This is a genomic window from Nonomuraea turkmeniaca (assembly GCF_005889735.1).
In the GTDB taxonomy this organism is placed as follows: domain Bacteria; phylum Actinomycetota; class Actinomycetes; order Streptosporangiales; family Streptosporangiaceae; genus Nonomuraea; species Nonomuraea turkmeniaca.
The window spans coordinates 1-18,240 of sequence record NZ_VCKY01000217.1 but is presented as its reverse complement, the minus strand read 5'-3'; the positions used below and the strand labels follow the sequence as shown (position 1 = coordinate 18,240).

Here is an 18,240-nt window from a genome sequence, read left to right as displayed (position 1 = left end):
CGCCCTGGCCAGCAGCGCCCGATCCCCGAACGCCGCGACCGCCCCCAGCTCCGCCCCCGCCTTGTTTCTCGCGTAGTTGGAGCCGTCGTCATCGTCGGCGGAGGCGTCCACCACCGCAGCGCTCTCGTCCGAGCCGAAGGGCAGCGGATCGGTGTACACGGACCTGCTGGACACGTAGACGTAGTGCGCCGCCCGCCCGGCCAGCAGCGACGCGGTGTCCCTCACCGCGGAGGCCGCCCACGACCAGGTGTCCACCACGACGTCCCACTGGCCGTGCTCCAGCGCCGCCAGCCCGCCGGCCGCCGTCCGGTCGCCACGTAACGCCGTGACCCCCTCGGGCGGCTCGTGGCTGCCCCGGTTGAACACCGTCACGTCCCATCCCAGGCGCAGCGCCTCCTCGACGACCGCCCGCCCCACGAACTCCGTGCCGCCCAGCACCAGAACTCTCATGGCACCCACTCTGGCCCAGTCGCGTGCGCGCGAACAGACGTCCACGCCCTCAGCGGAATCGCCACAAGCGAAAACGCTCAGAACTCGCACCCACCCGGATCGGCGAGCTCGTCCTCGTCGTACTCGGGAGGAACAGGCGATGAGCAGCCCACCCGTGACCTCAGGACGGGCTCGGGTTCACCGGGGACCCGCACGGTGAGCCCGCGGACGCCGAGAGGGCCCTCGTCCGCCATCACGTTGATTCCGTCACCCCTCACCCACCCGATCCTGGGCTGACCACATGCACAGAGCGTGGTGAAACGCCCTCCTTAGCACCCCGATTACCGAATCTCGATCCACATAGCACCAGATCAAGCCCCTTGCTGTTGTCCGGGCCTTACCTGGGTAAGTGTCACAGACAGTGAGTTCGGGGGATGGACGGTGAAAAGGTTCTTTCCGCGCTCGATCCGGGCGCGCCTGACCGTGATCGCGACCTTGGTCGCGGCGCTGGTCTTCACCGCCACGTCCACCATCACGCTCGCCACCGTGCCGAGCAGCATGCGCGGCCTGGTCCACACCCGGGTGGAGCTGGCGGTACGCAGGGTCGCCAGCCAGGCCCAAACCGGCCAGCTTCCGGCCACGTTCGAGATCCCGTCGCAAGTACACCTCGTCCAGGTGGTCTCCCGGACGGGCAAGGTGCTGGCGGCCACCCCCGATCTCCACGGCGACCCGCCACTCCTGACCATCGAGGGAGCGCAGCAACCCGGGAAGATCTACGTGACCGAGAGCATGTTGCCGCCCCACGTGGTCAAGGACGAGGGGCAGCACCTCATCATGGCCATGCCCGTGAACACGCCCCAGGGCCTCGTCACCGTGTACGGCGCCGCCTCACTGGACGAGGTCAACAAGGCCTTGACCTGGCTCTACCTCCTGGTCTTCCTCGGCACCCCGCTGGTCCTCCTCATCGTCGCGAGCACGACCTGGGCGGTGGTCGGGTTCGCACTGCGCCCGGTCGAGCGTATCCGCGCGGAGATGGCGGAGATCACCGGCCAGGACCTCAGCAGGCGCGTGCCCGTGCCCGACACCGGTGACGAGATCACCAGTCTCGCCGCCACCACGAACGACACCCTTGACCGCCTCGAACGCTCCGCGGAGACCCAGCGCCGCTTCGTCGCCGACGCCTCACACGAGCTCCGCAGCCCCATCTCGGCCCTGCGCGCCCAGCTCGAGTTCGCCAACGCCTACCCGGAGGAGACGGACTGGCCGGCCACCGGCGCCCATGCCCTGGCCGCCACCGACCGACTCACCTACATCATCGACGAGCTGCTGATGCTGGCCAAGCTGGACGCGGGCGCGGTCGTGCAGCGCCGCGTGGTGGACATGTGCCAGATGGCAGCAGAGCAGGTACGCCGCCGAGAGCGGTCCAGAGTCCCCATCGTCCTCGCTCCCTGCCACCCGGCCCCCGTCCACGGCTCGCCCATGCAGCTCGACCGCCTCCTGACGAACCTCCTCGACAACGCCACCCGGCACGCCGCCACCATGATCGACCTCTCCGTCACGGTCGAGGAGGACAAGGTGATCGTGACGGTGACGGACGACGGCGAAGGCATCCCGCCGGAGCACAGGGAACGGGTCTTCGAACGCTTCACCCGCCTGGAGAGCGCCCGCGCCAAGGACAAGGGCGGCAGTGGTCTCGGCCTCCCGCTGTCCCGCGAAATCGCCGCCGCCCACGGCGGCTCACTCACCATCGCCGAGCACTCGCCCGGCGCCCGCTTCGTGGCCGTGCTCCCGCTCTACGAGGGCGCCCCGAAGTCCCCTCACCAGGAGCGGTGATCGCGCGGCGCCGGCGAGCGACATGTGCCCAGGTGAGAGAAGGTGCGGGCCGCGTTCTGATTCGCCTGCGCCGGCCGCAGGACAAGCGTCACACTGTTCCCTGCGGCCACGCACGTGCTCTCTTCCGTCCTCGGACGATGCCCCTCCAAGGAACACGTGCTGGCCGTCGCCGTTCCCGGCGCGCGGCGACGCGCAGGAAGTCGGAGCCACCGCTCTGGATCCGCCGCACCGGCGACGCCACAGGCGTCACACTGTTGTCCGCGGCCATCACGTGCTCAGCTCGTTCCTCCGGGCGGCTCCCTCTCCGAAGACCACGCGATGGCCGCCCACACCCGCTCCCTCGACGATCGCCGCGATGCGGGAAACTACTGGTGCAGGTAGTCGTAGCGCGACGGAGCTCGACCGATGACGAGCTCCCCGTCACGGACTTGCCATTCGGTTTGGCCATGCATCTCGTGAGAGGCGAAGAACAGGCCGGAGACGCGGTCCTCGTCCTCGTCGACGGCGGGGAGCGCGGCGATCTGGCGGACGAGGCCGAGCACCTCGTGGACTTCGTGCTCGCGAACGGCCCGCGCATAGCAGGCAGCGTCCAGCCAGCCCCCCTCGGGGAAGGTCCAGCCTTGGCTCTCTCCTTGGCGAATGAGGCGTTCAGCTTCCTGCCGCTGCCCAGAGAACTCCAGCCAGCCCCGTATGTAGACCCAGACGCCCATGACTCGATGATGCCGGTAACGAGAAGCCTGAATATCCGGCCGCTGGATTCCGAGGCGGATCAGGATGGTGCAGACCTGCGGGATTCGCGCTATGACATGATCACTCCCCATGAGGTGGAGAGTGACGATCGCGGGCGTGCTGGGGTTGGCAACCGTGCCTGCGCCCGCCCAGGCCACGGCGGCTGTCGACGTGGTAGCGGCGGTGCAGCGGCTGCAAGCTCAGGGCGGTCCGGTGAAGGTCGTGCAGCACACCTCGGCGGACTGGTCGTACGACCCCCGGTTCGGTGAGCTGCCACGCGGATCCTGCGGGCACGGCAGCAGCGACCCCCGGCTGACGGGGACGGCGCGGCTGGGACCCGTACGGGGACGACGTCATCGACCTCTTCAGGTCGTGACCGCCGCCTGGCCGACCTGCGCCCGCCGTTCCGCGAGGTGGCCGGGGGTCCTCGATGGGAACCGGGCGGATTCGGCAAGGCCGCCGCGGCGGTGATCATCGCACCGTCGCGGCGGCCCGTTCGAAGGTCAGTCGATCACGGTGATGCGGTTGGTGGCGGGCGGGGCGGTGGGGTTGTTGGCGCCGAGGTAGTCGACGAAGGCGTCGATGTCCAGCGGCCCGCTCCACAGCTCCGTTCCGTCCCGGAAGGCGAGGAACGCGTCGCCGCCGCCCACCAGGAAGTTGTTCGCCGCGACCCGGATCGTCTGCGTGTCGGTCACCGGCACCCCGTCGATCTTCATGTCCGACACCTTGGAGCCCCAGGCGGCGCCCCGGCTGTAGGTGTAGGTGAAGTTCGCCGAGGGCTGCAGGATCTTGGTGAACGCCTGGTTGTTGGGCCCGCCGGTGAACTGCTGCTCGAGCAGCGTCTTCAGCTGGGCGCCGGTCAGGGTCACGACCTGCATGAGGTTGTTGAACGGCTGCACGGTGAACGCCTCACCGTACGTCACCACGCCGTTGCCCTCGTTCGCCGACGAGCTCGCGTACGTCAGCGGGGCCCGTACGCCGCCCGGGTTCATCAGGGCGATCTGCGCGTTGCCGCCCGTCTTGGTGGAGGCCAGCTGGGCGTCGGCGATGAGGTTGCCGAGCGGGGTCTCGCCGGACGGCGCGGCCGTGTTGAGGATGTCGGTGGTGATCGTGCCGACCGGCCTGTTCGCGCGGGGCGCGACGCGGTCCTTCCACGTCTGCACGAAATCCGAGATCTCCCGATCGGGGTCAACGGTCCGCGTGACGACGTGGTTGTCCGCCACGACCGACGCCCGCTCGATGTCCCGGGTCCGGACATTGACGTTCAGGTCCACCTGCGTGATGACCCGGCCGAACGAGCCACCCTGCGAATAGACGCGGTCGTTGCCCGCCGGGTCCTTGACCTTGCACAGGTACGCCTGGTGCGAGTGCCCGCTGAGCACGAGGTCGACCTCGGCGTCCACCTGCGTGGCGATGCGGTTGCCCGCGCCCGGGACGGCGCTGCACGCGTCCGGCGACTGGCCGACGTTCACCTGGTCACCCTCGTGCACGAGCACGACCTGCGCCTTCACGCCCACCAGCTTGAGGATCTTGGAGGCGACGTTAGCGGCCTTGACCTCGTCCACGAACTTCAGGTCCTTGATGCCCTCGGTCGTGACGATGCTCGGCGTGGTCTGCGTGACGAGCCCGATGAAGCCGATCGGCACGCCGTTCATCCACTGGACGCTGACCGGCGGAAGCGCGGGCACGCCCCAGTCGGCCAGGAGCTTCTTGACCTCCGTCTGCTTGGCGCCAAGTGCGGCGAGCGCGTCGGTCTTCTCGTTGGGGTTCTTGAACAGCACGTTCGCGCCGACGTAGTCGAACTTGGCGCCCTTCCACTCGCCGGCCGGCGAGCAGCCGTCGACCGGGTGGCAGCCGCCGTTCATGATGCGGCGCAGCTCGGCGTATCCCTCGTCGAACTCGTGGTTGCCCACCGCGGCCACCTTGAGCCCCAGCTTGTCCATGAACTCGATGGACGGCTCGTCGTGGTACGCCGCCGAGATCAGCGGCGTCGCGCCGATGAGGTCGCCTTGGGCCACGGCGATGGTGTTCTGGTCGGCCAGGGCCTTCATGTGCGCGGCAACGTACGCGGCGCCGCCGGCGTCGACGGTGTTGCCGTGCTCGTCCACCATGCGGCCGGAGGACCCGGTGGGCGGCTCGAGGTGGCCGTGGAAGTCGTTGAGCGCGAGCAGCCGTACGGGAACCGTACGCGGCGGGGTCTTGCTCGCGTCCGCCGGGAGGGTGGCGAGTAAGACCGCCCCCGAGGCGACGGCTCCGGCCAGCGCCAGCCGGGTGAAGGAACGGGACGTCATGGCCCTAGACGTTACGGCCGGAATCTATGCGGCCAATGTCGCAAAGGTAACGATTTGCCGGGTGGGCACATGGCGCTATTTGCCAGTCGTACGCCTAGAGTTCTCGTGTGAGCGCGCACGTGAAGATCAGGGAACGGCTGCACGAATCGGAGATCGCCGAGGTGCTCGGCCTGGTGGAGGCGGCGACGGAGGCCGACGGCGTCCGCCCGCTCAACGAGCACGTGATGCTCCATCTGAGGTACGGCGGCGACCCGCAGGCGCGCTCGCTCCTCCTGTACGGGGAGGACGCCCTGGCGGGCTATGCCCACGTCGATCCGACGGACGAGGTCGAGGGCCCGAGCGCTGAGCTGGTCATCCACCCGGCGCACCGCCGACAGGGCCACGGCGCCCGCCTGCTGCGATCCGTACTGGACCTGACCGACGGCCGGCTGCGCCTGTGGGCACATGGCGGGCACGCCGGCGCCGGCGCGCTGGCGGCGCGGTTCGGCCTCGAACGCGTCCGCTCGCTCTGGCAGATGCGCCGCTCCCTGTTCGCCCCCTTGGAGGCGCTCGTCCTGCCGGAAGGGGTGCGGCTGCGGACGTTCGTGCCCGGACAGGACGAGGAGGCGTGGCTCAAGGTCAACGCCGCCGCCTTCGCTCACCACCCCGAGCAGGGCGCGTGGACGATGGACGACCTGGTGCGGCGCGAGCAGGAGCCGTGGTTCGACCCGGAGGGCTTCTTCCTGGCCTTCCGCGGCGACCGGCTGGCGGGCTTCCACTGGACGAAGATCCACGGCTCCTCCGCGCACGGCCACGAGCCGCTCGGCGAGGTGTACGTGGTCGGCGTCGATCCCTCGCAGCAGGGCACGGGCCTGGGCAGGGGGCTCACCCTGGCCGGTCTGAGCCACCTGCGGGCCCGCGGCCTCGCCCAGGCGATGTTGTACGTGGACGAGGCCAACCCGGCGGCGATCGGTCTGTACGAGTCCCTGGGCTTCGCCCGCTGGGACGTGGACGTGATGTACGCGATCGTCGCGTAACGGTTATTCGACGATGGCGTGAAGGATGAAGTAGGAGACGGCGGCCACCGCGGCGGCGGCCGGGATGGTCAGGATCCAGGCGGTCACGATGTTTCCCGCGACACCCCACCGCACGGCACTGAGCCGCTTGGTCGCGCCCACGCCCATGATCGCCGAAGTGATCGTGTGCGTGGTCGAGATCGGTGCCCCGAACCCCATCGCCGCCACGTAGAGCACGGTCGACGCCGCAGTCTCCGCCGCGAACCCCTGCGGCGGGTCGAGCGCGATGATGCGCCGCCCCAGCGTGCGCATGATGCGCCAGCCGCCCGCGTACGTGCCGAGGGAGATCGCACCCGCGGCGGACAGGATGACCCACTGCGGGATGGGATCATCCTGAGCGACGTAGCCGCCGACGGTGAGGCTCAGGAAGATCACACCCATGGTCTTCTGCGCGTCCTGCAGTCCGTGCCCGAGCGCCATGGCGGCGGCCGAGACGGTCTGCGCGTAGCGGAAGCCGCGGTTGGTCTTGCCCGGCTGAGCGTTGCGGAAGATCCAATAGATCGCGATCATGATCGTGGCGGCGAGGGTGAACCCGACCAACGGCGAGAGCACCATCGGGATGACGACCTTCTCCACGACGCCGTCCCAGTGCACCACGCTGGCCGAGGCCAGCGCGGAGCCCACCAGGCCGCCGATGAGCGCGTGGCTGGAGGAGGAGGGCAGGCCGAAATACCAGGTGACCAGGTTCCAGGTGATGGCGCCGATGAGCGCCGCGGCCACGATGACGAGGCCGTGCGAGCCGTTCGGCGCGTCGATGATGCCCTTGCCGACCGTCGACGCGACCTGGGTGCCCAGGTGGGCGCCGATGAAGTTCATGGCCGCGGCCATGAACAACGCGGCCCTGGGGGTGAGGGCCCGGGTCGAGACGGAGGTCGCGATGGCGTTCGCCGCGTCGTGGAACCCGTTCGTGTAGTCGAAGATCAGAGCGACGACGACCACGCCGATGACGAGGGCGAGCGTGAGGTCCACTGCCCCTAACTTTCCTTGACCGCGATCGACTCGACAGTGTTGGCCACGTGCTCGAAGGCGTCGGCCGCCTCCTCGAGTGCGTCGACGACCTCCTTCATCTTCATGACCGTGAGGGCGTCGTACTCGCCGCTGAACAGCTTGGCCAGCAGTCTCCTGTAGACCTGGTCGCCCTGGTTCTCCAGGCGGTTGACCTCGATCCAGTATTCGTTGAGGTTCTTCATCGACCGCAGCCGCGGCATGGCCTCGGCTGTCAGCTCGGCGGCTCGCTCCAGCACCTCGACCTGCCTGACCACGTCCTTGGGCAGGTGGTCGAGCTGGTACAGCACGATGAGGTCGGAGGCGGCCTCCATGGCGTCCATCACGTCGTCGAGGTTGGAGGCGAGGCGATAGATGTCCTCGCGGTCGAACGGAGTGATGAAGCTCTCGTTGAGCCGGTTCATGATCGCATGGGTGCGTTCGTCGCCGGCGTGCTCGCAAGCACGCATCTTCTCGGCCAGGGTCTCTCGGTCCGAGCCCTCACTGATGATCTCCACCAGCAAGCGCGATGCCGTGACCAGGTTGTTCGCCGAGTCGGCGAACAGGTCGTAGTAGCTGTCCTCACGTGGCGTGAGACGCAGTCGCACGTCGTTCTCCAGCTGTGCGGGGATGGTCCGTGGAAGAGGGTATGGCCTATCAGGCGAAATGCGAACTTCATGGCTCCTTCGCCTAATGGCTACCCGCCGTATGTTGTGCGACACCGAGATTGCGGGTAGATCTGGGCTCTTTTCCCGCTGGCGCCCCCTTCCCGCCAGTCTGTACGCCCCTATCGCGCGCCCGAAACCGGCCCGCCGATCACCCCAATGTTCTCTTTCTGTTCACCTTCTGTTCACCTTGTTCATATCTGCGTGCGGTGAAAGTTCCGGAACGACCTGGACGGCGTGGGCCCCCGCTGCCCCTGGTAGCGCGAACCGTACTTGGCCGACCCGTACGGATGCTCGGCCGGCGAGCTGAGCTTGAACACGCACAGCTGCCCGATCTTCATCCCCGGCCACAACTTGATCGGCAACGTCGCCACGTTCGACAACTCCAGCGTCACATGCCCGCTGAACCCCGGATCGATGAACCCGGCCGTCGAGTGCGTCAACAACCCGAGCCGCCCCAGCGAACTCTTCCCCTCCAGCCGCGACGCCAGATCATCGGCCAACGTGATCACCTCGTACGTGGAGGCCAGCACGAACTCGCCCGGATGCAAGATGAACGGCTCATCACCCTGAGGCTCCACCATGCGCGTCAGATCCGCCTGCTCCACGGACGGGTCGATGTGCGGGTACCGATGGTTCTCGAACACCCGAAAGTACCGGTCAAGCCGCACATCGATGCTGGAGGGCTGGATCATGTCCCGATCGAAGGGGTCGAGCGAGAGCCGGCCGGTGTTGATCTCGGCAAGGATGTCGCGGTCAGATAGCAGCACGCAGAGCAACTTACCGTCCGGCCGCAAACTGCGTGGGCTCGGGATTGCTGTTGTGGGGCAAGTTTCCGCTACAGTGGGGGGCGCGACTTCGGGTCGTGCGCGGGTGTAGTTCAATGGCAGAACATCAGCTTCCCAAGCTGACAGCGCGGGTTCGATTCCCGTCACCCGCTCTCATAGCGAAAGCCCAGGTAGAACGGTGATTCGGTACCTGGGCTTTGATCTTGTCTGGGCTTGGTTTTGCTGTCGCGCCAGATTCGTCCCAGACAGTTTATCTTGCTGTGATCATCCGACTGGTTCGAGTGCTCCGTCGTCGTCGTAAGCCCCGCGTCGTCACCGGGCTCGAGCCCTTGCTTGACGATCTCGCTCAGCTGCGCAGGGCCGCAACCGCTTCAACGAGGCCGGCGCGCTCCAGAGCGTCGAGAACGTCATAGATAGTCTGTGGCGGCTTAGTGCGTGAGTCCGCGATCTGTTGCACGCAAGCCCAGACGACGCGGTCATCGAAGTCAATCTGATCAAGGACGAAATCGTCCGGGCTTTTGGCATCTACGTCCCATGTGGCCAGCGTCTCGACTGGGAAGTCCCGCAGGTTCGACGTCACGATCACCTGGGCGTTCGCCTTGATGGCCGCAGCCAGCACGTGCCTGTCGTCAGGGTCCGGCAATTTAAGACCCTCGATGATCGGCTCGTACCCTTCGACAATGCAGTCGGGGACGGCGTCAATCACCAGTTCGCGCAGCCGCTCCAGCTTGGCTGGAGCGATATCTGGCAGGTTCGCGGCGAGGTTCCGCTGTACCTCATCCAGGATCGCATGCGTCTACTTGGCCTGGACCAGGCCAGATTGCGCTAGCCGGATCAGCAGGTCCCTTTGCGTGTTGCCGAATAGGGCGTTGGCATCGTAGATCACGACAAAAGGCATGACTACAGCCCCAGTTCCTGGCCTAGTTCGCTCAGTTCGTCGGCCGCCCCTCTGCGCTTAGCCGAGTCCTGACGCTTGTACTCCATGAGGTCGTCATGCCGGATTCGTCGATGCCTGCCGACCAGCCGGTACGGGATGGCGCCTGCCTCCAATAGGCTGATGAGATACGGGCGCGAGACATTTAGCATGGCTGCTGCCTGCTGTGTCGTCAGCTCCGCGTGTGACGGCATCACCTGCACGCCTCGCCCCTCGGCGACCTGGGCAAGGATGAAGGCCAGCATCGACACGGCTTCGCGCGGGAGGATCAAGGCGTCGTCGCCAACCACCGCTGCCGCAACCTCGATGGTCTTTTCCTCTGGGTGTCGCATCAGATAGTCCTTGATGCGTCGGAGCGCCCGCTCTGACTGCTCCTGGTCAAGGCTGCCCGGTTTGATCGAGCTTGCGAGTTGCGTTCCTGTCATGTGTCTATCCTTCCCCGCTGTGATCGAAGTATCCGCAACAAGCGCAGCAAACGCAAGCGGCTGCGCTGCCGATCTCGGCCTACCTGCGCTGGCGCTGTCGCCAACGGATCTGACATTCAGGTGGGCGATGCCCGTGAGCTGCAGACCACAGTCGTGGCCATTGGCGATCCCACAGTGGGGACGGGAGCGTCAGGCGGACAGGTGCGGGCGTCGCGCAAGACACTGGATCGCGGGCTGATCGTCGGGCCATTAGCGGGCCATTAAGAGGGGTGAAGAGGGGCCAACCACGGTCACTCAGGACCGGCTCGCTGCCCAGCTCAGCGCCCCAGTGGGCCGTGATTGATGCAGTTCCCAAGCTGACAGCACGGGTTCGATTCCCGTCACCCGCTCTCATAGCGAAAGCCCAGGTAGACCGATGGATTCGGTGCCTGGGCTTTGATCGTTCCTAGAGTTGTTGATCTCTGCGTGCCATTAGGCTGGATGATCACCCTGTCGGAACCAGCAGGCCAGGAGCACAGTCAGACCTTGATGACAGTGACGCGTACGCCGCACAGGGCGGCGAGGTCCTCGGGGTCGGAGGTGAGCACCGTAACAGGACCTGGGGCAGCGAGTGCGGTAGCGCTGAGCATGGCATCGATGGCGTACTTGTGCCCGTGCAGGCTGGCGTCGGACAAGAGCGTGGCGGCGTGGCGGGCGATTGGTTCCGTGACTGGCTCGACGACAAGGCGGGACAGCGTCCACTCCAGGGCCGGCCGGTTGACGCGGGGGTGGACCACCTCGACGAGGGTGGCGGCGGAGGTGATGACGCGGAGGTCGTCGGCACGGGCGAGAGCGAGCCATGCGGTGACCGTACGGTCGCGCAGGACGGCCTTGGCCAGCCCGTCGCTGTCGAGGACAAGGGTGCCGCCGGGAGTGGCGGGAGAACGGGTCACGCGGCGTCCGCCCCACCGTTGGCCTGCCCCCGTCGGGCCTGGTGGAGCTGGTCGCGCAGGGCCTGGACCTCGTCGTCGGTAATGGGGCCGTGCTCGGCCTCGGCGACCTGGATGAGCTCGCTGAGGTTGTCGCGCTCGATCTGGCGGGCGACGGCGGCGGCGACGTAGGCGGACAGGCCGGAAGGGCCGCTCCGGGACCGGGCGGCCTCGGCGATGTCACGCGGCATGGTGATCGAATATTTGCCAGTAGGCTCACTCATGCTCTCTATCCTACCTCTCATCCTCCCGCGACTTCGCGTCCGCCTTGCCAGCGTCGGGAGCTGAGCGCTCACTGGTGTTGCTTCCGGGATGGCGACCGTACGAAGTCCCCGCGCGGGCTGAGATGCAGGAACCCCCTCTGTGGCATGACGGCCACGGCCTCTCGGTAAGCGGATCAGTTCCAGACGAAGGTCACCGTCTCGTGCAACGCGGTAGCGACGACTCCAATTGCGATCACCAACAATGCGACAACACGAGAGGCGCGGCGCACTCTTTGAATCTATGCCTCCGGCGAGGGCCTCTGGCCCCGGGATGATCATGGCACGGGCGAAAGGGCAGTGGACGGCTGAGGTGGAGCCTGATCAAGTGCCTGCGTCACGCGAGAAACACCAGATCGCGGGCTGATCGCCGGGCCATTAGCGGGCCATTAAGAGGGGTGACGAGGGGTAAACCACGGTCACTCAGTACCGACCTTCTGCCCAGCTCAGCGCCTCATCAGGCCGTGATCGACGCAGTTCCCAAGCTGACAGCGCGGGTTCGATTCCCGTCACCCGCTCCAAGCAAGAAGGTCAGCTCAGGATCACAGGTCCAGGCCTCTTGCTGCAAGCGACTCAGTCCAGATCCTGTCCGGGCGCGAGAATACGATCAGCCAACTCCGCTGTGCCAATGTTGCCATCAGGTTCAACGCTGATGGGAGTGGCGCCACCATCAGTATGGATCAGCCAAGCAAGTACCGCCTCAGTCACCGGCGTGCCGTCGTACCCCTCGCTCCAGTGAGTGCGCCATCCACCCCCTGGGATGACGCTCACAACGCGCTCTCCCCGTTCCAAGTGGGAGAAGTCCGGCCAGTCGGTGACGGGGCGCAGCGCACCCTTGGGGGATCCACGACAAGCGCCACCCCGGTAGCCGAATCCCATGCCTCCACCGGTCGCATGCGTCCGGTCTCAGTCTCCGTCCCGGTGAAGATCGCAGTCCAGCCTGTCGCACTGAAGTACCGCATAGATCAAATTTCGCACTACTGCTCCCTCAGCGGCCAAGAAAAACGTCGGTGCGTATTTCTGACCAGCGGGTCGGGCAACCCGTGCCCGTTGCGTGCCCGTTCGGTTCGCGACCACGGGGAAGTCGCGGGGACTCACGGTCACTCGATCGGCATACGGCCAGGTCAGCGTTTCCCCTGCTCAGAGGGCGTGATCTTGAAAGAGTTTCCAAGCTGACAGCGTGGGTTCGATTCCCGTCACCCGCTGCACATGTGATGTCCTCGTCACAGAGACGTCGCGGACTTCGACCCACTACTTCCCTGCGGCGTATCTTGGTCGCTCCCTCGTGACCAACCTGGCAGTATCAGGAGGGGAGGCAAACACCATGAACTTCGATCGGATCACCTTCGAGCTCGACAAGCTCGAAGGCAAGCCCACCATCCGTGGTCTTCGCATCACGGTGGAGACGGTGGTACGGCTCGTCGCCGGCGGATGGACCTTCGACGAGATCCTCTCGGACTACCCTGACTTGGAGCGCGAGGACATCAAGCAGGCGCTTGAGTACGCTGCAGCGTCAACGAATGTCCACTTCTACCGTCTCCGAGAGCCGGCGTGAACTTCCTGGTCGATGAGAACCTCTCACCCCGCGTCGCCGAGCTGCTGACCAAAGCAGGGCACGACGCGGTCCACGTACGCGATCTCCAGGCAACGAGAGCACCCGACACCACGATCATGGAACTTGCCGTCGCGGACAGTCGGACCATCATCTCCGCTGACACCGACTTCGGCGCGCTCCTGGCCCACGCTCGCGCGACCGAACCCTCCGTGATCCTCGTGCGGGAGCTGATGGAGCTTCGTCCACCCGACTTGGTCAACGTCATCTTGGCTAATCTCGAGGTTCTCGAACAACACCTTCAGACAGGCGCGATCGCGGCCTTCACCACGGGAGGCATCCGCGTCCGGGCGCTTCCTCTGCGCTGAAGCCGGCATGATCCACGTGCCAGATCCGTGCCAGAACAGACGGGCAGCCGAGGTCATTCACGGATACTCACGGTCACTCAACCCGTCCTGACCTGCATCCCGGTTTGCCCAGGTCAACGGGTCAAGATCAGTAGATGTTTCCAAGCTGACAGCGCGGGTTCGATTCCCGTCACCCGCTCTCACTACGAAAGGCCAGGTCAGGGATGGTTTTCCGACCTGGCCTTGATCGTTTCCAGGGCTCTTTTTGATCTTCCGTACAACTGGCGTGCAATTAGCCCACTGGAGCCAGCGCACCCGCCGAGCCGTCATCGTCGTCCTCGTCGTGCTGCTGATCAAGCAGCGCCGCACCGGCGTAGCAAGCGAACGCGCCGACCCAGCGCCGCACCTTTCGCCGTCTCGCCGCTGGCCTACTGCTCTTCGGCCAGCCCTGGCCTGTGGCCGGCGACCTCGTTGCTAAAGGGCGAGGACACGCAGATAAGGCTCAAGCTCAGCCTTCGCCTCATCTATCCCCTCTGAGAGGGTCCATAACTGGTACCACTCGTTGTCCTCAGGCACCAGCGCCCGCCGTACGACCTGCTCAGCGAGACGCCTCAACTCTTCCGTAACCTCACAGGGCGGCACCAGCCAATGCCTGTTCGGTTTCCCAACTATCTATGACGCCATCGGCGGCTATCACACGGCGGAATGCAGACCCCAGCAGGTCCGGCAGGTCTTCGTGTCGTGCCTGTGCCAGCTCATCAAGAAGATCGCCTGCCGGGTCGTTGTCCAGCGGTCCGGCGCCCCATGCACCCATGTCGACCCCGCTCCTCTTGGATTTGGTCGCCCGCTCCACTTCACGCCGTGACAGGTCTGGCTTCTCGCCTGTGCATGAAGGATGTCGCCTTCCCTCTGTAGTCTCTAGAGGACAAGGAAGGGAGCTGGGCATGACCGCACAACCGCAGGACTTCATCTCCACCGGTGCACCTCTGCCTGAGAAGAACCTGCGGGCCATCCGTGCTGCGCTGGTCGTCCCGGAAGATCGCGAGGCTTTTGACGCCGGACTGAAGGCCGTGCTCGACGAGGTCAGGGTGAGCCTGGATCTTGGCGTGCTGAACACCTTCGTGCACCGCTGGTGGATCTCCGCATGTGACACAGCGAAGGATCCTGAGGGCCGCCGTCAGATGCACGTCCGAGCCCAGCAAGCCCTGGCCGGCGAACCCGTTCCTCAGGGGAGGCCGTGGCGGGAGATCCTTGCTGCTCGCGGGATCGATGTCTAGGTGTTCAAGCTCATCATTGATCCCGTAGCCGAGGAACAGATCGCTGCGCTACCCGATCATGCCCTGCGCCCGCTCGCGGAGCTGTTCGCGCTTCTGGAGACCGCACCTTGGAGCGGAGACCCGTACAACTCCAAGAACCCCAGGGCGAACATGCTTTACGCACCCGTTCGGAGAACGTGGTCTCGCCACCTATGTGGTTCTGGACCGGCAGCTCGAGGTCTATCTTGTCCGCATCGAATGGCCGTAGCTTCGTGCCCGCTGCGTGCCCGTTATCACAGCGATCAGCGGGGAGGCACGGGTACTCACGGTCCCTCGGCCGACATCCGCCCTGGCCAGCATTTCCCCTGGCCAGAGGCCATGATTTTGAAAGAGTTCCCAAGCTGACAGAGCGGGTTCGATTCCCATCACCCGCTCTCATAGCGAAAGTACGCCCGCCGCGCCCTCGTCGCCGTCATCGTCACGTGCGCCGCCGAGTTGCTGATCGATGGCATTCGTGATCACCTCGTCGGCTCCTTGACGGCGTGCTGATCAAGGGCGGCGCTCCGCGCCGCCATGGCGCGGCCCTGCGCTCGGCCGCACGCTGCGCGTGCGGCCTGAGGGCCGTTCTGGCGCGCGTCGTGCTCGGGCCGCGCCATGCGACAAGACGTTCACACTCTTACAACCTCTCGCACAGGTTGAGTGCTCAACCACCTCGGTGCCGACCACGCCCGACGCCTCGTCGGTTGGCTCGCATCGCCACTGACCGCTTCACGCGCTCACTCCAATAGCGTCTGCCGCTCTCAGAAATCCAGGCAGTAGCCGCGGACCGAATCTGTCACCCCTACTGGCTACTTTGCTACTCATGGAACCGACAACCTGGACAATCGATGATCACCTAGCAGGCAAGCCGGAAGAATCCCTTGCCCTCTACCACCGGTTCGTCACCCTCGTGGAAGCATGCGGCCCCTTCACCTACGCGGTCTCCAAGAGCACGATCACTCTCAAGGGCAACCGACGCGGGTTCGCCGGAGCACGGCCCGACTCCCGAGGGATCCGCGGTTACCTAGACCTGGAACGGGTCGTGGAAGACCCACGCATTACGAACGCAACGCCGTACACCAAACGCCTCTTCGTACATGCCTTCCGCATCACGGACCTTGACCAGCTCGACGAGGAATTCGCCGGATGGGTTCGCGAAGCTTATGACGTCGGTCAAGGTCACCACCTCAAGTAGATCTTCAAGCCCAGGCACTATGCCTGCGGCGGGGGCGCTCCGGCTCCGGGATGATCGCCGTGTGGTGCGTAGGACCGTAGGTGGCTGAGGTGGAAGCCTGATCATCCCGCCCGCCATCGACCCGGGACAAGCCGAGCGGGTCAGGGCCACGGGTACCAGATCGTTCGTCCGGTGGGGCGCTCCATCTGGTACCCGTGGCCCTGACCCGCTTCCCCTTCGGGCGGGTCGGCGGCAGACGGGATGATCAGGCAGGTGGGGTGCTCGTTGCGCGGGAAACACCAGGTCGCGGGCTGATCGCCGGGCCATTAGCGGGCCATTAAGAGGGGTGACGAGGGGTCAACCACGGTCACTCACGACCGGCCTTCTGCCCAGCTCAGCGCTCCTGTGGGCGGTGATTGATACAGTTCCTAAGCTGACAGCGCGGGTTCGATTCCCGTCATCCGCTCTGAGTATGAAAGCCAAGTCAGGGGTGGATTCCCGACCTGGCTTTGTTCGCGACCAGGGATCGTCTTCGATCTTCCACAGGCTGATTGTCATGCAGCTGGTCAGGGGGACGAGGGGGCCATTCAGGCCCGGGACAACGTCGCCTCCAGCCAGGCTCCCGATGGTACGGTGGCCGTGATCGGTGCGGTTCCCAAGCTGACAGCGCGGGTCGATTCCCGTACCCCGCTCCACGTCTTCCAGTTAGCCGATCTTCGATGTCAGCCTCAAGCGAGGAAGACCGGCATGGCAACCCCTTCCTGGTACGAGTCACTTCCCGAAGTCATGAGCGAGGCAGAGTATCGAGCGTTGCCAGAGGACGTCGCCAGGAGCATCGAGGTAGTCCACGGGCATGTGATCAAGTGCGAGTCGCCCGCTCCGCAGCACAACCGCATAGCCCGGCGTCTCGCCGGCTCACTAGAAGCCGCTCGTGCGATGATCGGGCCATGTCTGAGCGTTGAGACCGACATCGACGTGGTGCTCTGGCGGGTTCCCAAGTTCACCTTCCGACGTCCGGACGTGGTGGTCTACAAATGTTTGGACGATCCTGGGCAGAAGCCGGATGCGTCCCAGACCCTGGCCGTCGTCCAGGTCTCCTCACCTGGGACCGTCCGCGAAGACCTCACCGACAAACGCACGCAGTATGCCGCCGCTGGCATCCCGCTCTACCTACTCATCCTGCTCGACGAGAAGTACGAAATCATCGAGGTGAAGGAGTTCCACCTTGATGCCGTAGCCTCCGAGTACAGGCTTCATCGGGTGCACCAGGCAGACCTCGAACTGGAACTCCCTATCAGGGTGACTATCCCGTTTCTCGTACTGACCGCTCCATAACGTTGCCCCGCGTGCCTGTTGCGCGCCCGTTCGCTCGGTGACCAGCGGGAAGTCACAGGAATTCATGGCCACACGATCGGCATTTGCCCAGGTCAGCGTTTCCCTGCTTAAGGCGCATGAGCTCGAAAGAGATTCCAGGCTGACAGCGCCGGTTCGATTCCCCTCACCGCTCTCAGTACGAAAGGCCAGGTCAGGGATCGTTCCTGGATCCACTATTGGTCGTTTCTAAGTTGCTTTCGATCTTCCATGCCCGATACACGCCCGATCCGTCTGGATTTTGGCTGTCCGGCATGCCGAATTGCCTACTCCTCAAACCAGGCCACCAAGCGGACAGCATCGTCTCCATGAACCTGCGCGAGCGTGCGCATGACTGTCCACACCGCGTGCCAGTAACCGTCAGGCGGAACCACATGGCGGCGCGTGGCGCGTTCGACACGGAAGACGGTGTTTCCGGCCTTCCACTCGGTGCCTTCGTCCCACAGCGCCACCTGGCTAGGATCAACCGTTAAGGTGTCCATGCCACTCACTCGAGCGAACCTCCTGCTCCATACCGAGCGGTAAACGAGTTCCAGGGTTTGGTCGGGAAGTTGCCGGTACTGGGCTACGTTCGTCGGGCGGAGGGCTGGCTCATCCCAATCGATTGCGGTGACCTCTTCCCAGCTCAACCAAGTGACGCCGAAGGCGGCTTCGCCCCAATGCGCCAATTCCGCTTTGGCGGTCTCCGATGCGTCCTGGGGGAGTCCGCGATCGGCCGCGATCGGTCGCCAGTCGCCTGAGCTGCGAACCCCGAAGAGGCCGTCGAAGGCGTCGTAGTCTCTGTGCACCCCCAACATGGACAGAGAGATGGCGGCGCACCAAGCGGACTCACCTATGTCGAGCCCGCGAGTCCACGTGCGGCACTCAACAAACCCATGGATGTCGGTCCCCATGCCGAGATCTTCTTGCCGCGCAGCGGTGCTGTCCAACCCACTTCGATCACGAGCCACTCGTTGGGGTCGCTCCGGCTTCGGGGTGATCCCGCCGAATCCCTGATCGACGATCATCGGCTAAGTGGTTCTGCCTGTAAGTCCTTCGAGGGTCAGTGGCTGAGGTAGAGGTCGCAGGCGCAGTCGAGGGCTTCTTGGGGCGTGCCTGCGGACATGCCGGTGGGCAGGATCTGGTTCTCGTACTTGCCGC

General features: G+C 65.4%; 21 protein-coding genes and 1 tRNA gene. 9 read left to right on the top strand and 13 right to left on the bottom strand.

Annotation, left to right across the window (positions count from 1 at the left end; translation table 11 throughout):
* Positions 1 to 450, bottom strand: a 450-nt coding sequence (locus ETD86_RS42215; RefSeq protein ID WP_138672247.1) for an NAD-dependent epimerase/dehydratase family protein, incomplete at its 3' end; no start/stop codon positions are given.
* Positions 451 to 527: 77 nt separating this feature from the next.
* On the bottom strand, positions 528 to 707 hold the full coding sequence (locus ETD86_RS42210) for a hypothetical protein (RefSeq protein WP_138672246.1): 180 nt from the start codon (positions 705 to 707) through the stop codon (positions 528 to 530).
* A gap of 163 nt (positions 708 to 870) precedes the next feature.
* Here ETD86_RS42210 and ETD86_RS42205 point away from each other — a divergent pair, with 163 nt between their 5' ends.
* Positions 871 to 2,262 (top strand): sensor histidine kinase, encoded by a 1,392-nt coding sequence (locus ETD86_RS42205; RefSeq protein WP_138672245.1) that lies wholly within the window; start codon positions 871 to 873, stop codon positions 2,260 to 2,262.
* 365 nt (positions 2,263 to 2,627) lie between these two features.
* Here the strand turns inward: ETD86_RS42205 and ETD86_RS42200 are convergent, their stop codons facing one another.
* On the bottom strand, positions 2,628 to 2,972 hold the full coding sequence (locus ETD86_RS42200) for a hypothetical protein (protein ID WP_138672244.1): 345 nt from the start codon (positions 2,970 to 2,972) through the stop codon (positions 2,628 to 2,630).
* Positions 2,973 to 3,081: 109 nt separating this feature from the next.
* Between ETD86_RS42200 and ETD86_RS42195 the strand changes: the two genes are divergently transcribed.
* Positions 3,082 to 3,462 carry a hypothetical protein gene (locus tag ETD86_RS42195; protein WP_138672243.1) on the top strand — a complete coding sequence of 127 codons (381 nt, stop codon included), beginning with the start codon at positions 3,082 to 3,084 and terminating at the stop codon, positions 3,460 to 3,462.
* Positions 3,463 to 3,494: 32 nt separating this feature from the next.
* Here the strand turns inward: ETD86_RS42195 and ETD86_RS42190 are convergent, their stop codons facing one another.
* On the bottom strand, positions 3,495 to 5,282 hold the full coding sequence (locus tag ETD86_RS42190) for a bifunctional metallophosphatase/5'-nucleotidase (RefSeq protein WP_138672242.1): 1,788 nt from the start codon (positions 5,280 to 5,282) through the stop codon (positions 3,495 to 3,497).
* 107 nt (positions 5,283 to 5,389) lie between these two features.
* Here ETD86_RS42190 and mshD point away from each other — a divergent pair, with 107 nt between their 5' ends.
* On the top strand, positions 5,390 to 6,298 hold the full coding sequence (gene mshD, locus ETD86_RS42185) for a mycothiol synthase (protein ID WP_138672241.1): 909 nt from the start codon (positions 5,390 to 5,392) through the stop codon (positions 6,296 to 6,298).
* A gap of 3 nt (positions 6,299 to 6,301) precedes the next feature.
* Here mshD and ETD86_RS42180 read toward each other — a convergent pair whose 3' ends face one another.
* The 3 genes from ETD86_RS42180 to dcd form a co-directional block, all read right to left on the bottom strand.
* Complete coding sequence (locus tag ETD86_RS42180) at positions 6,302 to 7,306, bottom strand: inorganic phosphate transporter (RefSeq protein ID WP_138672240.1); 1,005 nt, start codon at positions 7,304 to 7,306, stop codon at positions 6,302 to 6,304.
* 5 nt (positions 7,307 to 7,311) lie between these two features.
* Positions 7,312 to 7,929, bottom strand: coding sequence for a DUF47 domain-containing protein (locus tag ETD86_RS42175; RefSeq protein WP_138672239.1), 618 nt, complete (start codon positions 7,927 to 7,929; stop codon positions 7,312 to 7,314).
* Between the two features lie 251 nt (positions 7,930 to 8,180).
* A complete protein-coding gene (gene dcd, locus ETD86_RS42170) occupies positions 8,181 to 8,756 on the bottom strand; it encodes a dCTP deaminase (RefSeq protein WP_170223548.1) in 576 nt (191 codons plus the stop codon).
* 99 nt (positions 8,757 to 8,855) lie between these two features.
* Between dcd and ETD86_RS42165 the strand changes: the two genes are divergently transcribed.
* Positions 8,856 to 8,926: transfer RNA gene (locus tag ETD86_RS42165), tRNA-Gly, on the top strand.
* Between the two features lie 194 nt (positions 8,927 to 9,120).
* Here the strand turns inward: ETD86_RS42165 and ETD86_RS42160 are convergent.
* The 4 genes from ETD86_RS42160 to ETD86_RS42145 form a co-directional block, all read right to left on the bottom strand.
* Entirely contained in the window at positions 9,121 to 9,558 is a 438-nt protein-coding gene (locus ETD86_RS42160) for a VapC50 family PIN domain-containing toxin (RefSeq protein ID WP_281287052.1), read from the bottom strand.
* Positions 9,559 to 9,674: 116 nt separating this feature from the next.
* The gene (locus ETD86_RS42155; protein WP_138672238.1) at positions 9,675 to 10,133 is read right to left on the bottom strand and encodes a helix-turn-helix domain-containing protein; all 459 of its coding nucleotides are present in this window, start codon (positions 10,131 to 10,133) and stop codon (positions 9,675 to 9,677) included.
* 518 nt (positions 10,134 to 10,651) lie between these two features.
* Positions 10,652 to 11,065 (bottom strand): type II toxin-antitoxin system VapC family toxin, encoded by a 414-nt coding sequence (locus ETD86_RS42150; RefSeq protein ID WP_138672237.1) that lies wholly within the window; start codon positions 11,063 to 11,065, stop codon positions 10,652 to 10,654.
* Entirely contained in the window at positions 11,062 to 11,325 is a 264-nt protein-coding gene (locus tag ETD86_RS42145) for a CopG family transcriptional regulator (RefSeq protein WP_138672236.1), read from the bottom strand. The genes ETD86_RS42150 and ETD86_RS42145 overlap by 4 nt, the downstream gene beginning before the upstream one ends.
* A gap of 1,216 nt (positions 11,326 to 12,541) precedes the next feature.
* On the opposite strand from ETD86_RS42145, the gene ETD86_RS57505 reads away from it, so the two are divergent.
* Positions 12,542 to 12,916, top strand: coding sequence for a DUF433 domain-containing protein (locus tag ETD86_RS57505; RefSeq protein ID WP_211370652.1), 375 nt, complete (start codon positions 12,542 to 12,544; stop codon positions 12,914 to 12,916).
* The gene (locus ETD86_RS42130; protein WP_138672235.1) at positions 12,913 to 13,281 is read left to right on the top strand and encodes a DUF5615 family PIN-like protein; all 369 of its coding nucleotides are present in this window, start codon (positions 12,913 to 12,915) and stop codon (positions 13,279 to 13,281) included. Before ETD86_RS57505 ends, ETD86_RS42130 begins: the two co-directional genes overlap by 4 nt.
* 607 nt (positions 13,282 to 13,888) lie before the next feature.
* Here ETD86_RS42130 and ETD86_RS55950 read toward each other — a convergent pair.
* A complete protein-coding gene (locus tag ETD86_RS55950) occupies positions 13,889 to 14,074 on the bottom strand; it encodes a DUF4259 domain-containing protein (protein ID WP_170223547.1) in 186 nt (61 codons plus the stop codon).
* A gap of 130 nt (positions 14,075 to 14,204) precedes the next feature.
* On the opposite strand from ETD86_RS55950, the gene ETD86_RS42120 reads away from it, so the two are divergent.
* The 3 genes from ETD86_RS42120 (at position 14,205) to ETD86_RS42110 (ending at position 17,064) form a co-directional block, all read left to right on the top strand.
* On the top strand, positions 14,205 to 14,537 hold the full coding sequence (locus tag ETD86_RS42120) for a DUF6247 family protein (RefSeq protein WP_138672233.1): 333 nt from the start codon (positions 14,205 to 14,207) through the stop codon (positions 14,535 to 14,537).
* Between the two features lie 841 nt (positions 14,538 to 15,378).
* Entirely contained in the window at positions 15,379 to 15,750 is a 372-nt protein-coding gene (locus ETD86_RS42115) for a DUF5655 domain-containing protein (RefSeq protein WP_138672232.1), read from the top strand.
* Positions 15,751 to 16,476: 726 nt separating this feature from the next.
* Positions 16,477 to 17,064, top strand: a complete 588-nt coding sequence (locus ETD86_RS42110) for a Uma2 family endonuclease (protein WP_138672231.1) — start codon at positions 16,477 to 16,479, stop codon at positions 17,062 to 17,064.
* A gap of 302 nt (positions 17,065 to 17,366) precedes the next feature.
* On the opposite strand, the gene ETD86_RS42105 is transcribed toward ETD86_RS42110, so the two are convergent.
* Positions 17,367 to 18,107: a hypothetical protein gene (locus tag ETD86_RS42105; protein WP_211370651.1), complete on the bottom strand. Its 741-nt coding sequence runs from the start codon at positions 18,105 to 18,107 to the stop codon at positions 17,367 to 17,369.
* Positions 18,108 to 18,240 lie beyond the last annotated feature (133 nt).

Excerpts from the sequence above, each read along its gene's own strand:
- ETD86_RS42110 (WP_138672231.1), top strand. The coding sequence starts at position 16,477 with ATGGCAACCCCTTCCTGGTACGAGTCACTTCCCGAAGTCATGAGCGAG.
- ETD86_RS42155 (WP_138672238.1), bottom strand. The coding sequence starts at position 10,133 with ATGACAGGAACGCAACTCGCAAGCTCGATCAAACCGGGCAGCCTTGAC.
- ETD86_RS42200 (WP_138672244.1), bottom strand. The coding sequence starts at position 2,972 with ATGGGCGTCTGGGTCTACATACGGGGCTGGCTGGAGTTCTCTGGGCAG.
- ETD86_RS55950 (WP_170223547.1), bottom strand. The coding sequence starts at position 14,074 with ATGGGTGCATGGGGCGCCGGACCGCTGGACAACGACCCGGCAGGCGAT.
- ETD86_RS42105 (WP_211370651.1), bottom strand. The coding sequence starts at position 18,107 with ATGATCGTCGATCAGGGATTCGGCGGGATCACCCCGAAGCCGGAGCGA.
- ETD86_RS42115 (WP_138672232.1), top strand. The coding sequence starts at position 15,379 with ATGGAACCGACAACCTGGACAATCGATGATCACCTAGCAGGCAAGCCG.
- ETD86_RS42195 (WP_138672243.1), top strand. The coding sequence starts at position 3,082 with ATGAGGTGGAGAGTGACGATCGCGGGCGTGCTGGGGTTGGCAACCGTG.
- ETD86_RS42190 (WP_138672242.1), bottom strand. The coding sequence starts at position 5,282 with ATGACGTCCCGTTCCTTCACCCGGCTGGCGCTGGCCGGAGCCGTCGCC.
- ETD86_RS42120 (WP_138672233.1), top strand. The coding sequence starts at position 14,205 with ATGACCGCACAACCGCAGGACTTCATCTCCACCGGTGCACCTCTGCCT.
- ETD86_RS42145 (WP_138672236.1), bottom strand. The coding sequence starts at position 11,325 with ATGAGTGAGCCTACTGGCAAATATTCGATCACCATGCCGCGTGACATC.